General features: G+C 71.4%; 11 protein-coding genes. 7 read left to right on the plus strand and 4 right to left on the minus strand.

Features of this window, described 5'->3' with window-relative positions:
- Window positions 1-180 precede the first annotated feature (180 nt).
- Genes argC through AB0I82_RS20190 form a run of 5 tightly spaced genes read left to right on the plus strand, consistent with a single transcriptional unit; the run spans window position 181 to window position 5,039 of the window.
- Entirely contained in the window at window positions 181-1,209 is a 1,029-nt protein-coding gene (gene argC, locus AB0I82_RS20170) for an N-acetyl-gamma-glutamyl-phosphate reductase (RefSeq protein WP_363258673.1), read from the plus strand.
- Window positions 1,206-2,357 carry a bifunctional glutamate N-acetyltransferase/amino-acid acetyltransferase ArgJ gene (argJ, locus tag AB0I82_RS20175; RefSeq protein WP_363258674.1) on the plus strand — a complete coding sequence of 384 codons (1,152 nt, stop codon included), beginning with the start codon at window positions 1,206-1,208 and terminating at the stop codon, window positions 2,355-2,357. Before argC ends, argJ begins: the two co-directional genes overlap by 4 nt.
- Window positions 2,354-3,274: an acetylglutamate kinase gene (argB, locus tag AB0I82_RS20180; protein WP_363258675.1), complete on the plus strand. Its 921-nt coding sequence runs from the start codon at window positions 2,354-2,356 to the stop codon at window positions 3,272-3,274. The genes argJ and argB overlap by 4 nt, the downstream gene beginning before the upstream one ends.
- Complete coding sequence (locus tag AB0I82_RS20185) at window positions 3,271-4,491, plus strand: acetylornithine transaminase (protein WP_363258676.1); 1,221 nt, start codon at window positions 3,271-3,273, stop codon at window positions 4,489-4,491. Before argB ends, AB0I82_RS20185 begins: the two co-directional genes overlap by 4 nt.
- An 8-nt stretch (window positions 4,492-4,499) precedes the next feature.
- Entirely contained in the window at window positions 4,500-5,039 is a 540-nt protein-coding gene (locus AB0I82_RS20190; RefSeq protein WP_030251868.1) for an arginine repressor, read from the plus strand.
- A gap of 48 nt (window positions 5,040-5,087) precedes the next feature.
- Here AB0I82_RS20190 and AB0I82_RS20195 read toward each other — a convergent pair whose 3' ends face one another.
- Entirely contained in the window at window positions 5,088-5,678 is a 591-nt protein-coding gene (locus AB0I82_RS20195) for a pyridoxamine 5'-phosphate oxidase family protein (RefSeq protein ID WP_363258678.1), read from the minus strand.
- 183 nt (window positions 5,679-5,861) lie between these two features.
- Between AB0I82_RS20195 and AB0I82_RS20200 the strand changes: the two genes are divergently transcribed.
- Together AB0I82_RS20200 and secD are read left to right on the plus strand one after the other, a co-directional pair.
- Window positions 5,862-6,254, plus strand: a complete 393-nt coding sequence (locus tag AB0I82_RS20200; RefSeq protein WP_363258679.1) for a hypothetical protein — start codon at window positions 5,862-5,864, stop codon at window positions 6,252-6,254.
- 189 nt (window positions 6,255-6,443) lie between these two features.
- Window positions 6,444-8,804: a protein translocase subunit SecD gene (gene secD, locus AB0I82_RS20205; protein WP_363258680.1), complete on the plus strand. Its 2,361-nt coding sequence runs from the start codon at window positions 6,444-6,446 to the stop codon at window positions 8,802-8,804.
- 82 nt (window positions 8,805-8,886) lie between these two features.
- Here secD and AB0I82_RS20210 read toward each other — a convergent pair whose 3' ends face one another.
- From AB0I82_RS20210 to ald, 3 genes are all read right to left on the minus strand, one after another.
- Complete coding sequence (locus AB0I82_RS20210) at window positions 8,887-10,398, minus strand: amino acid permease (RefSeq protein ID WP_363258681.1); 1,512 nt, start codon at window positions 10,396-10,398, stop codon at window positions 8,887-8,889.
- Window positions 10,399-10,682: 284 nt separating this feature from the next.
- Window positions 10,683-12,053, minus strand: coding sequence for an aspartate aminotransferase family protein (locus AB0I82_RS20215; protein WP_363258682.1), 1,371 nt, complete (start codon window positions 12,051-12,053; stop codon window positions 10,683-10,685).
- 82 nt (window positions 12,054-12,135) lie between these two features.
- On the minus strand, window positions 12,136-13,251 hold the full coding sequence (ald, locus tag AB0I82_RS20220; protein ID WP_363258683.1) for an alanine dehydrogenase: 1,116 nt from the start codon (window positions 13,249-13,251) through the stop codon (window positions 12,136-12,138).
- Window positions 13,252-13,633: the final 382 nt, after the last annotated feature.

A 13,633-nucleotide genomic window follows, 5' to 3' on the forward strand; every position in this document is an offset into this window, starting at 1 on the left:
ACCGTTTCGCCCCGCCCTTCCCCCATGGGGGTGTCGCGGGTCCCCTTCTCAACACAGTACTGGGGGTCACTGACATCGAAGCGAGCACCATAACTGGCGATCGATCCGATGCCCCCGCCCACCTACATTGCATAAACGTGCCGCGGTCCGTATAGTCATGCCATCGATGAGGAGGGTTCGATGACTGTACGAGCGGCCGTGGCCGGGGCCAGTGGGTATGCGGGCGGGGAAGTCCTGCGGCTGCTGCTGGCGCACCCCGAGGTCGAGATCGGGGCGCTGACCGGGAACTCCAACGCGGGACAGCGACTCGGCGCGCTCCAGCCGCACCTGCTGCCACTGGCCGACCGGGTGCTGGAGCCGACCACCACCGAGGTGCTGGCCGGGCACGACGTCGTCTTTCTCGCGCTGCCGCACGGGCAGTCCGCCGCCGTGGCCGAGGAGCTCGGCCCGGACGTGCTGATCGTGGACTGCGGAGCGGACTTCCGGCTGACGGACGCGGGGGACTGGGAGAAGTTCTACGGCTCGCCGCACGCCGGTACCTGGCCGTACGGCCTCCCCGAGCTTCCCGGGGCGCGCGCCGCGCTGGAGGGGTCCAAGCGCATCGCCGTTCCGGGTTGTTACCCGACCGCCGTCTCGCTCGCGCTGTTCCCGGCGTACGCGGCGGGGCTGGCCGAGCCGGAGGCCGTGATCGTCGCGGCGTCCGGCACCTCGGGCGCGGGCAAGGCGGCCAAGCCGCACCTGCTCGGCTCCGAGGTCATGGGCTCGATGAGCCCGTACGGCGTCGGCGGCGTGCACCGGCACACCCCCGAGATGATCCAGAACCTGAGTGCCGCGGCCGGCGAGCCGGTCAGCGTGTCCTTCACGCCGACCCTCGCGCCCATGCCCCGCGGCATCCTCGCGACCTGCACGGCCAAGGCGAAGCCGGGGCTGACGGCTGCGGACCTGCGGGCCGCGTACGAGAAGGCGTTCGGCGACGAGCCCTTCGTGCAGCTGCTGCCCGAGGGGCAGTGGCCGGCCACCGCGGCCGTGTACGGCTCGAACGCGGCACAGCTGCAGGTCGCGTACGACGCGGCCGCCGGGCGGATCATCGTGATCTGCGCCATCGACAACCTCGCGAAGGGTACGGCCGGTGGTGCCGTACAGAGCATGAACATCGCCCTCGGGCTCCCCGAGGACACGGGACTTTCCACGATCGGAGTCGCGCCGTGACGGTTACGGCAGCCAAGGGATTCACGGCGGCGGGCATCGCCGCCGGGATCAAGGAGAACGGGAACGCGGACCTCGCCCTCGTGGTGAACACCGGTCCGCGACTGGCCGCCGCCGGCGTCTTCACCGCCAACCGCGTCAAGGCGGCGCCGGTCCTGTGGTCGCAGCAGGTGCTCAAGGCCGGGCAGGTCAGTGCCGTCGTACTGAACTCCGGCGGGGCGAACGCCTGCACCGGGCCGAAGGGGTTCCAGGACACCCACGCGACCGCCGAGAAGGTCGCCGAGGTGCTCGGCCAGAACGCCGGGGAGGTCGCGGTCTGCTCGACCGGGCTGATCGGCGAGCTGCTGCCGATGGACAAGGTGCTGCCGGGCATCGAGAAGGCGGCCGGTGAGCTGAGCGCGCACGGCGGCGAGAAGGCCGCCATCGCGATCAAGACCACCGACAGCGTGCACAAGACGGCGTTCGCGGAGCGCGACGGCTGGGTCGTCGGCGGCATGGCCAAGGGCGCGGGGATGCTCGCGCCGGGGCTGGCCACCATGCTCGTCGTGCTGACGACGGACGCCGACGTGCCGGCGGAGCAGCTGGACACGGCGCTGCGCGGCGCGACCCGTACGACGTTCGACCGGGTCGACTCCGACGGCTGCATGTCGACCAACGACACCGTGCTGCTGCTCGCCTCGGGCGCGTCCGGCGTGACCCCGGAGGCCGCGGAGTTCGCCGCCGCCGTCACCGAGGTCTGCGACGACCTCGCGCGGCAGCTCATCGGTGACGCCGAGGGCGCCAGCAAGGACATCCGTATCGAGGTGATCAACGCGGCGAGCGAGGACGACGCCGTGGAGGTGGGCCGGTCCATCGCCCGGAACAACCTGCTGAAGTGCGCCATTCACGGCGAGGACCCGAACTGGGGCCGGGTGCTCTCGGCGATCGGTACGACGTCCGCCGCCTTCGAGCCGGACCAGCTGAACGTCGCGATCAACGGCGTGTGGGTCTGCAAGAACGGCTCGGTGGGGGAGGACCGCGAGCTGGTCGACATGCGGTACCGGGAGGTCCGGATCACCGCCGACCTCGCCGCGGGCTCCGAGTCCGCGGTCATCTGGGCCAACGACCTCACCGCCGATTACGTCCACGAGAACAGCGCGTACTCCTCATGAGCGAACCGACCACCGCACGCAAACACACCGCGCTGCCCAAGGCCCGCATCCTCATCGAGGCGCTGCCCTGGCTCACCCGGCACCACGGCAAGACCGTCGTCATCAAGTTCGGCGGCAACGCCATGATCGACGAGGAGCTGAAGGCCGCCTTCGCGCAGGACGTGGTGTTCCTGCGGCACGCCGGGCTCCGCCCGGTCGTCGTGCACGGCGGCGGCCCGCAGATCAGCAAGCAGCTCGACGCGCTCGGCATCGAGTCGGAGTTCAAGGGCGGGCTGCGGGTCACCTCGCCCGAGGCCATGGACGTCGTACGGATGGTGCTGGCCGGGCAGGTCCAGCGGGAGCTGGTCGGGCTGCTCAACCAGCACGGGCCGCTCGCCGTCGGCATGACCGGCGAGGACGCCCACCTGATGACCGCGACCAAGCACTACGCGGACATCGACGGCGAACTGGTGGACATCGGCCGGGTCGGCGAGATCTCCGCCATCGACCCGGGCGCGGTCCAGGCGCTGCTGGACGACGGCCGGATCCCGGTGATCTCGTCCATCGCCCGGAGCGCGGACGACGGACACGTGTACAACGTGAACGCCGACACCGCGGCCGCCGCGCTCGCCGCCGCGCTGAACGCCGAGACCCTGATGGTCCTCACCGACGTCGAGGGCCTCTACGAGGACTGGCCGAACAGCGACGAGGTGATCTCCCGGCTCACCGCGACCGAGCTGGAGAAGCTGCTGCCGGACCTGGCCAGCGGCATGGTGCCCAAGATGCGCGGCTGCCTGCACGCGGTACGCAACGGCGTGCACACCGCCCGGGTGATCGACGGGCGGGTCCAGCACTCGATCCTGCTGGAGATCTTCACCGACGAAGGCATCGGCACGATGGTCGTGCCCGACGCGCACGAGGACGAGGGGGCGGCATGACGAACGGACCGGGCAACGCGGCGCTCACCCAGCGGTGGCAGGGCGCCATGATGGACAACTTCGGCACGCCCCGCGTCCCGCTGGTACGCGGCGAGGGCGCCAGGGTCTGGGACGCCGACGGCGCCGAGTACCTCGACTTCCTCGGCGGCATCGCGGTCAACGCGCTCGGCCACGCGCACCCGGCCGTCGTCCGCGCCGTCTCCGACCAGGTCGCCACCCTCGGCCACGTCTCGAACTTCTTCGTCGCCGAGCCGACCGTCGCGCTCGCCGAGCGGCTGCTGCAGATCGCCGGCGGCCGCCCGGGCCGGGTGTACTTCTCCAACTCCGGCGCCGAGGCCAACGAAGCCGCCTTCAAGATCGGCCGGCTGACCGGCCGGACCCACATCGTCTCCACCACGGGCGGCTTCCACGGCCGGACCATGGGCTCCCTCGCGCTGACGGGCCAGCCCGCCAAGCAGGACCCGTTCCGGCCGCTGCCCGGCGACGTGACGTACGTACCGTACGGCGACACCGAGGCGCTGCGGGAAGCCGTCACCACCGAGACGGCGTTTGTGATCCTGGAGCCGGTGCAGGGCGAGAACGGCGTCATCGTGCCCCCGGCCGGGTACCTCCAGGCCGCGCGCGAGATCACCGCGGCCACCGGCACCCTGCTCGTCCTGGACGAGATCCAGACCGGCATCGGCCGGACCGGGCACTGGCTGGAAGCGCAGGCCCAGGGCGTCGAGGCGGACATCGTCACGCTCGCCAAGGGGCTGGGCGGCGGACTGCCGATCGGCGCGACCCTCGCGTACGGCAGGGCCGCCGAGCTGCTCACGCCCGGCGCGCACGGCTCCACGTTCAGCGGAAACCCGGTCGTCTGCGCCGCCGCGCTGGCCGTCCTGGACACCATCGAGGCGGACGGGCTGCTCGATCACGTGAAGCGGGCCGGGGAGCGGCTGCGGGACGGGATCGGGGCGCTGGAGCACCCGCTGGTCGGCTCGGTCCGCGGCGCGGGCCTGCTGCTGGGTATCGTCTTGACGGGGCCGCACGCGCCGAAGGTGCAGCAGGCCGCCCAGGACGCGGGTCTCCTGGTGAACGCCTGCGTGCCGGACGTGGTCCGGCTCGCGCCGCCGCTGATCGTCTCGGACGCTGAGGTGGACACGTTCCTCCAGAAGCTCCCCGGTGTCCTGGACGCGGCCGCGGAAGCGGCCGACGGGGAACGACGATCCGGAGACTGAGCAGAACGATGACCGAGGCGCAGGACAACGATTCGCTGCACGGCCCTGCCGTACCGCAGACACGGACCGCCCGGCACCGCCGGATCGTGGACATCCTCAACCGCGAGCCGGTCAGGTCCCAGAGCCAGCTGGCCAAGCTGCTGGCCGACGACGGGCTGAGCGTCACTCAGGCGACGCTCTCCCGGGACCTGGACGAGCTGGGCGCGGTGAAGATCCGCAACACCAACGGCGAGCTGATCTACGCGGTACCGAGCGAGGGCGGCTTCCGCACCCCGAAGGCGCCGCTCGGCGAGTCCGCCAAGGAGGAGCGGATGCGCCGCCTCTCCGGGGAGCTGCTGATCTCCGCGGAGGCGTCGGCGAACCTGGTGGTGCTGCGTACGCCGCCCGGTGCGGCACAGTTCCTGGCCTCGGCCATCGACCAGGCCGAGCTGCACGTCATCCTCGGCACCATCGCCGGTGACGACACGCTGCTGCTGATCAGCCGCGACCCGGACGGCGGCCAGGCGCTCGCCGACCACCTGCTGCGACTGGCACAGCGCAACGGCTGAGCCCGGCACGCCACGGCCCGCTCCCCTCGGGAGCGGGCCGTACGCATGTCAGGAGGACGGCAGCGGGGGCAGCGGCAGGGGCAGCCCCGGCAGCCCGTCGATGCTCTGCGCGATGTACTCCTTCTTCTCGAAGTACGCGCTCAGGCTGTCGTCCGTCTCCCGTGCGAAGCGCGAGGCGTGCAGCGTCCGGTCCTCGTCGTAACTCATGAACGGCACGCCGTAGCCGCAGGTGTCCCGGACCAGCTGGGCGGTGACGACGATGATCGCGCGCAGGCCGTGCGCGGACCCGTCGATGCCGGGGAAGTGCGCGAGCAGGTCGCCCCACCGCGGGTCGTCGCGGAAGACGGGCTCGCCCTTGCCGTGTACGCGGACGATGTTCGGCGGCCCCTCGAAGGCGCACCACATCAGCGTGATGCGGCCGTTCTCCCGCAGGTGCGCGATGGTCTCGGCGTTGCTGCCGGCGTAGTCGAGGTACGCGACGGTGTGCTCGTCGAGGACCGCGAAGGACCCGGACAGGCCCTTGGGTGAGAGGTTGACCGTGCCGTCCCCCGAGAGCGGCGCGGTCGCGGTGAAGAAAATCTTCTGCGCCTCGATAAAGGTGCGCAGCCTGCCATCGATGCGTTCATATTCTTTCCCCATACGCCCCAGTATCCGCCCGGCCGCAACGGAGTTGGGACGGCCGTAAACCTTCGCTCCGGAAACGCCTGCCACCCGAGGCTCTCCAAAACCTCCCGACCGTGGCAGAGTGTGCGGACACCCGCCCGAGTGGCGGCGGATCAGGTCGGCGCTTCCGGGCGGCGAGCCGAACGAGGAGGCAGCGGCATGGACCGGCGGATGCGCCCCGCGGCCGCCCTGCGGGCACTGCTCGCGGTCTTCGCGCTCGTCTTCAGCGGGCTGACCCCCACCGCGGCGAACACGACGGACCCGTACGCGGACCTCGCGTCGTACGTCTCCCTGAACCCGGAGGGCCCGCCGCACGCGCACGACGGGTCGGCGCACCCCGCGCACCTGAACGCCGTCCTCCGGACCGGCGGCCGCACCGCGCCGGCCGAACAGCACGTCGCCCACCCGGCACCGGGCCTCGGCCCGGCCGGCCGCCACACCGCCCGGCCACGGGCCCTGTCCTGGCTGCCGGTGAGCCGGGACACCACCGACGGGCACCAGTTCTCGGCCGGCCGCCGCCCGGCCCGCGCCCCGCCGCTCTCCAGCAGCTGACACCTCCCACCACGGCACCCCTGACCCGGCCATCGGCCGCGGGGGCGTTCGCCGTGCTTCCCGCCGTGCCCGTACGAACCGGTTGCGGCGTTCCCCGCCGTGCCCGCACGCCCGCGCGTGCCGGTACGGATCTCCGCCGCGCCCGTACGCAACGAGCCGCGCGGCACCGCCTGCTGGAGGCCCCTTCCCATGAAACGCGCATCGAGGCTGCGCGCGCTGCTCGCGCTCGCCGTCCTCGCCCTCTCGCTCTACCTCTCCCTCACCCAGACCCCACGCCTCGGGCTCGACCTGCGCGGCGGCACCCAACTCGTCCTGGAGACCCGGGACTCGCCCACCACGAAGGCCGACCGCGCGGCCACGGAACGCACCCTCGAAGTACTGCGCCGCCGCGTCGACGGCCTCGGCGTCTCCGAGCCGAACCTCGCCCGCTCCGGCGAGAACCGCATCGTCGTCGAACTCCCCGGAGTCCAGGACCCCCGCGAGGCCGCCGAGGTCCTCGGCCGCACCGCCCAGCTCACCTTCCACCCCGTGCTCGGCGCGGACCCGCAGGGCCCCGGCAACCCCGGCCCCAAGGACAAGCGGACCCTGCGCGACGAGTCCGGTCAGCCGCTGCGCGTCGGCCCGGCCGCACTCACCGGCGAACAGGTCGACGGCGCCGAGGCCGGCTTCGACGCCGAGCGCGGCAGCGGCTGGTACGTCACCGTCGACCTGCGCGGCAGTGGCGAGCAGAAGTGGGCGGAGCTCACCGGGGACGCCGCCTGCAAGCCGATGGGCGACCCGGCACGCCGGGCCGCCATCGTCCTGGACGACAAGGTCATCTCCTCGCCGCAGGTGAACGAGTCGGTGGCCTGCGGCACCGGCATCACCGGCGGATCCACTCAGATCACCGGCAACTTCACCCAGCAGGAGGCCCAGGGCCTCGCGCTGCTCATCAAGGGCGGCGCGCTGCCCGTACCGGTCGAGCTGATCGAACAGCGGACCGTCGGACCGACGCTGGGCGCCGACGCCATCGAGGCCAGCGCCGAGGCCGCGGTCATCGGCATCTCCCTCACCGCGCTCTTCATCACCGTCGTCTACCGGCTGCTCGGCATCCTCGCCGCGCTGGCCCTGGGCTGCTACGCGCTGATCTCCTACGCCGCGCTGCTCGCGCTCGGCGCCACCCTCACCCTCCCGGGCCTGGCCGGCTTCGTGCTGGCCATCGGCATGGCGGTGGACGCCAACGTCCTGGTGTTCGAACGCGCCAGGGAGGAGTACGCGGCCGGGCGGAAGAAGAAGCGGCGCGGCGGCGCGGACAACGGCGCGCCGCCGAACATCCGCACCGCCCTGACCGCCGGCTTCCGCAACGCCTTCAGCGCCGTCGCGGACTCCAACATCACCACCCTGCTCGCCGCCGGACTGCTGTTCTTCTTCGCCTCCGGGCCGGTGCGCGGCTTCGGCGTCACCCTCTCCATCGGCGTCCTCGCCTCGATGATCAGCGCCCTGGTCGTCACCCGCGTCCTCGCCGAATTCGCCCTCGCCCGTGACCTCGTACGGGCCGCGCCGCGCCTCACCGGGCTGGCCGACGAGGGCCGGGTCCGCACCTGGCTCACCCGCCGCGGCCCCGACCTGATGCGCCACCGGCGCCGCTGGCTCGCCGCCTCCGCGCTCGTCCTCGCCCTGGCCGCGGGCGGGATCGGGCTGCGCGGGCTGGACTTCGGCGTGGAGTTCACCGGCGGCCGGATGGTCGAGTACGCCACCGCCACCCAGGTGGACCCCGGCGCCGCCCGGAAGGCGCTCGCCGAGGCCGGCTTCCCGCGCGCCGTGGTCAACTCCTCGGGCGAGGGCGATCTCACCGTACGCACCGAGAAGCTGACCGCCGCGCAGGAGGACGAGGTCCGCAAGACCGTCGCCGGGCTGGGCGGCAAGACCGAGAAGGTACGGGACGAACTGATCGGGCCGAGCCTCGGCGACGAACTGCGCCGCAACGCACTCATCGCCCTCGGCGTCGCGCTCCTCGCACAGCTCGCCTACCTGGCGGCCCGCTTCCGCTGGACCTTCGGGGCCTCCGCGGTCGCCGCGATGGCCCATGACGTACTGATCCTGGTCGGCGTCTTCGCGTGGCTCGGCAAGCCGGTGGACGGGGTGTTCCTGGCGGCGCTGCTCACCGTCATCGGGTACTCCGTCAACGACTCCGTCGTCGTCTTCGACCGGGTGCGCGAACTGTGGGGCGCCAACCGCAAGGCGCCGTTCGACCGGATCGCCAACTCCGCGATCCTGCAGACCCTGCCGCGCACGGTGAACACGGGCATCGGCGCCGTGCTGATCCTCGCCGCGCTCGCCTTCCTCGGCGGCGACTCGCTCACCGACTTCGCGGTGGCGCTGCTGATCGGCATCGGAGTCGGCACGTACTCGTCGCTGTTCACGGCGATGCCGCTGGCGATCGAGCTGGAGGCACGCAGTACGGCGCCGCCGCCGCGGCCGGCCGGGCGGGCGAAGTCCGCGCTGTCGCCGACCGGGCCCCGGCGCCGTGCGGGGGCCCGGCGGGCCGATGACTCGGGGGCGGTGGTCTGACGTACGGACACCTGGGTGCGGGCCGTATCCGGTACGGCCCGCACCCAGGTGTCGGCCGTATCCGGTACGGCCCGCGTTCCGGTCAGGCGCGGGGAGCCTTCGCCTCCGTCGCCGAGAGCGCCGTGGCTCCCGTGCTCGGCAGGTCGACGGGCGTCTCTTCCGGCGCCTCGGCCGCAGCCCCGCCCGGCCCCCGCTTCCGGTACGCGCGCACCGCGTACGCCGCGAGCACCACCACGAGCGTGAGCGCGCTGGCCGCGAAGTCCATGCGGGTGGAGGGCAGTACGGCCATCGTGACGATCACGACCGCCATCGCGGCCACTGTGAACCAGCTCAGGTAGGGGTACCACCACATCCTCAGCTGGAGGGAGCCCGGGTCCTCGCGCTCCAGGCGGCGGCGCAGCCGCAGCTGGGAGAGGGCGACGAGCAGGTACACGAAGAGGGCCACCGCGCCGTAGGAGTGCACGATGAAGGAGAAGACCGCGTCCGGCGAGACATACGCGATGATCACCGAGACATAGCCGAGGGTGGTCGCGAGGAGGATCGCGCGGCGCGGCACGCCCCGCTTGCTGAGCTTGGTCAGACCGCGCGGCGCGTCGCCGTTCCTGGTCAGCGCGAAGACGATGCGGGAGGCGCTGTAGAGCCCGGCGTTCAGCGAGGAGAGCACGGCGACCAGGACGAGGATCCGCATCAGGGTGCCGGCGGCGGGGATGCCGATCTCCTGGAGGGCCGCGACGTACGGGCCGTCCGCCACCTCCGGCTTGTTCCACGGCACGATCGCGATGACCAGGAAGATCGAGCCGACGTAGAAGAGCAGCACGCGCAGTACGACGGAGTTGGTGGCCTTGGCGACGTTGCGGCGCGGCTCGCTGGACTCCGAGGCGGCCAGCGCGGCGATCTCGGCGCCGGTGAAGAAGCCGACGGCCGGAATGACGGCGGCGAGCACCGGGCCGATGCCGTTCGGCGCGAATCCCTGGTGCGCGGTCAGATTCGAGACGTCCGCCTCATGGGCACCCGGCCACATCCCCAGGACGAATACCAGACCGAGGACGAGAAATACGGTGATGGCGGCGACCTTGATGGAGGAGAACCAGTACTCGAACTCCCCGAAGGACTTCACCGAGAACATGTTGACCCCGGTGAGGATGACCATCAGGCAGAGGCTGATGACCCACAGCGGAATACCGGGCAGCCAGGCGTGCAGCTGGCTCGCGCCGGCCACCGCCTCCAACGCCACCACATTCACCCAGAAATACCAGTAGAGCCAGCCGATGGTGAATCCGCCCCAATTGCCCAGGGCGAGACGGGCGTACGCGTAGAAGGAGCCGACCGAGGGCCGGGCCACCGCCATTTCGCCCAGCATCCGCATCACGAGGATGACCAGCCCGCCGGCCAGCAGGAACGAGATGATGGCGGCCGGTCCGGCGTCCTCGATGACCACGCCGCTGCCCACGAAGAGGCCCGCGCCGATGACTCCGCCGAGGGCGATGAGCTGCATATGGCGCTGCTTCAGTTCGCTGCGCAGCCCTGAGCTTTCGGTGGTTTCTGTAGCTTCCGTAGCTTTTCTGGCTTCTACTTCGGTGTTCTTCTCTCCCACGGGGACCCCATTTCCTTGGGTAATCGGCATTGTCGGGGATGATGGCCGCCCGGTGAACTCCAAAGAAAGCGCCAGGAAGCAGCGTTATCGCAGTACCAGAGGGGAGCCTAGAACGTGCGCATGACGCGCGTGTTGCACCGCCATTGCACGGTGATCGTTTTTGGGTACGCCAAGGGAGGCGGGCGTGTCCGCGCCGCCTCCTTTGGGTAACCCCCTGCTGGGGGGACGAGTTTGTTCGAGCCGCCCCGTATACGCGGCGGTGGCGTCAACTCAGTACGGTCGCGTCAGCCCAGGACCGCTCGCTGTACGTCCGCGATCATCACGTCCACGCCGGAGAGCAGTTCGCCGAGCACCTCGCGGTCGGCGACCAGCGGCGGCGAGATCATCAGCATCGTCGCGCCCCGGTCGTCGGGGCGCAGGATGACGCCGGTGCGCTTGAAGGCGGTCGGCAGCACCTCGCGGAGCACCTTCGTCGACTCCTCCTCGGTCAGCTCGCGGCCGGTCTCGCTGTCGGCCATCAGCTCCACCGCGTAGAAGAAGCCCATGCCGCGTACGTCCTTCACGACGCGGTAGCGGTCCTTGAGGGTCTCCAGCCCGGCGCGCAGCTCCGGGCCGAGGGTGCGGACGTTGCCGAGGACGTTCTCGTCCCGCATGGCGGTGATGTTGGCGACCGCGACCGCGGTGGAGACCGGGTGGCCGCCCCAGGTAGCGCCGTGCGTGAACGTACCGCCCTTCGGCGACTCGAACAGCCCGCGCACCAGCGGCTCCCGGGCGATCATGCCGCCCAGCGGCGCGTACCCGGACGTGGACCCCTTCGCGAAGGTGATCATGTCGGGCACGACGCCGAAGTACCCGCTGCCGAACCACTCGCCGAGCCGCCCGAACGAGCAGATCACCTCGTCGGCGACCAGCAGCACGCCGTACTTGTCGCAGATCCGCCGCAGCTCGCGCCAGTACCCGTCCGGCGGCACCAGCGCGCCGCGGCCGTTCTGCACCGGCTCGGCGAAGACCGCGGCGACCGTCTCCGGGCCCTCCTCGACGATGGCCTGCTCGATGGCGCGTACCACGTCCAGCTGGTCCGCCGGGCCGCAATCGCCGGTGAAACCAAGCGTGTTGGGTACGTGCCGGATGCCCGGCAGCAGCGGCTGGAACGGGTCGCGGATCTTGGGCAGCCCGGTCACGGACAGGGCGCCGAGCGTGACGCCGTGGTAGGCCATGCTGCGGCTGATGATCTTCGTGCGCTCCGTCGCGCCCTGGCTCTTGTGGTACTGCCGGGCGAACTTGATCGCCGTCTCCACGGCCTCCGAACCGGAGTTGACGAACCAGGTGACGCTCAGGTCCCCGGGCGCCAGGTCGGCTATCAGGCTCGCCGCCTCGACGGCCGGCGGGTGCGCCGCGCCCCAGTTCGTGGCGTACGGCAGCGTCTCCATCTGCTTGGAGGCGGCGGCCACGATGTCGCCGCGGCCGTGGCCCATGTTGACGCAGAACAGCCCGGCCAGGCCGTCCAGGAAGCGGCGGCCGTGCTCGTCGTAGAGGTGGCAGCCCTCGCTGCGGACGAAGACCGGCAGGCCCTCGTCCTGCCAGACGTCGTTACGGGTGAAGTGCTGGCCGAGGTGGGCCTGCGCTTTGGCGCGGAGGGAGGAGTCGGTGCTCACGGTGATCCTTCCGGAAGGGGAGCGGGTGGGGCGGTCGGACGGTCCGGGCCCGCGCCGCGGTCGGGCGGGCCCGGCGCGTGCCTCAGACGAGGACCTCGTCGACGTCGACGTACTTCAGGTCGTGCGCCTCGGCCACCGGCTGGTAGGTGAGCTGGCCGCCCACCACGTTGATGCCGCGCTTGACGGCGGGGTCGGCGGCGGCCGCGGCGGCCAGGCCGTTGTCGGCGATGGCCAGGACGTACGGCAGGGTCACGTTGGTCAGCGCGTACGTGGAGGTGTTCGGCACCGCGCCCGGCATGTTCGCGACGCAGTAGAAGACCGAGTCGTGGACCCGGTAGATCGGGTCGGCGTGCGTGGTCGGGTGGGAGTCCTCGAAGCAGCCGCCCTGGTCGATGGCGATGTCGACCAGTACCGAGCCCTCCTTCATCCGGGAGACCAGGTCGTTGCTGATCAGCTTGGGGGCCTTGGCGCCGGGCACCAGCACCGCGCCGATGACGAGGTCGGCCTCCAGGACCGCGCGCTCCAGCTCGAAGGCGTTGGAGGCGACGGTCTTGATCCGGCCCTGGTACATCCGGTCCGCCGCGCGCAGCTTCTCGATGTTCAGGTCCAGCAGCGTGACGTCGGCCCACATGCCGGTGGCCACGGCCACCGCGTTCATGCCGGAGACGCCCGCGCCGACGACCACGACCTTGGCCGGGGAGGTGCCGGAGACCCCGCCCATCAGGACGCCGCGGCCGCCTGCCGCGCGCATCAGGTGGTACGCGCCGACCTGCGGCGCGAGCCGGCCGGCCACCTCCGACATCGGGAAGAGCAGCGGCAGCGAGCCGTCGGCGGGCTGCACCGTCTCGTACGCGACGCCGGTGATCCCGGACTCCAGCATCGCCTGCGTGCACTCCTTGGAGGCCGCGAGGTGCAGGTACGTGAAGAGCAGCTGCCCCTCGCGCATCCGGTGGTACTCCTCGGCGATGGGCTCCTTGACCTTCAGGATCATGTCGGCGGTGGCCCAGACCTGATCGGCGTCCCGCAGCAGGGTGGCACCGGCAGCGGCGTACTCGGCGTCCGGAATCGAGGAGCCGACGCCGGCGCCCTCCTCGATGTACACCGAGTGGCCGTGCCGGACCAGCTCGTGGACGCCCGAGGGGGTGATGGCCACCCGGTACTCGTGGTTCTTGATCTCGCGCGGGATTCCGATCTTCACGAAGAACTCCCATCGGTAGGGGCGGGCGCGGGCAGGGCGCCCGGTGACATTCGGTGTCCGGGGCGGCGGCGCTCCGTCGTGATGCGTTGTTGCGTTAGCGTGCGGGGCCAACTGGTCCGGGCGTAAGCGCCAGTTCTCCGGCTTCTGATGGGTCCAGGGCCGGGAGCCCCGAAACCGGCCGGGCCGGGCAATTTCTCCGGTCCGACCTCTTGGGCAGGGGCCCGGACGCGGTTACGATCCCGTCAGCTGGCACCCCACGACAAGGCGAATCCGGTCAATCCGATGGGGGCAGTGCCGCCCCGCCTGCCGGCCCCCGTCCCGCTGCCGTACACGCCGGTGCAGCACTTTCCCCCGCCGTCCGCCATCGCAGGAGGCAGGCATT

Source organism: Streptomyces sp. NPDC050315, from assembly GCF_040655775.1.
Classification (GTDB): Bacteria; Actinomycetota; Actinomycetes; order Streptomycetales; family Streptomycetaceae; genus Streptomyces.

Coding starts and splice junctions, on each gene's coding strand:
- argC (WP_363258673.1), top strand. CDS start 181: ATGACTGTACGAGCGGCCGTGGCCGGGGCCAGTGGGTATGCGGGCGGG.
- argB (WP_363258675.1), top strand. CDS start 2,354: ATGAGCGAACCGACCACCGCACGCAAACACACCGCGCTGCCCAAGGCC.
- AB0I82_RS20185 (WP_363258676.1), top strand. CDS start 3,271: ATGACGAACGGACCGGGCAACGCGGCGCTCACCCAGCGGTGGCAGGGC.
- AB0I82_RS20190 (WP_030251868.1), top strand. CDS start 4,500: ATGACCGAGGCGCAGGACAACGATTCGCTGCACGGCCCTGCCGTACCG.
- AB0I82_RS20195 (WP_363258678.1), bottom strand. CDS start 5,678: ATGGGGAAAGAATATGAACGCATCGATGGCAGGCTGCGCACCTTTATC.
- AB0I82_RS20200 (WP_363258679.1), top strand. CDS start 5,862: ATGGACCGGCGGATGCGCCCCGCGGCCGCCCTGCGGGCACTGCTCGCG.
- secD (WP_363258680.1), top strand. CDS start 6,444: ATGAAACGCGCATCGAGGCTGCGCGCGCTGCTCGCGCTCGCCGTCCTC.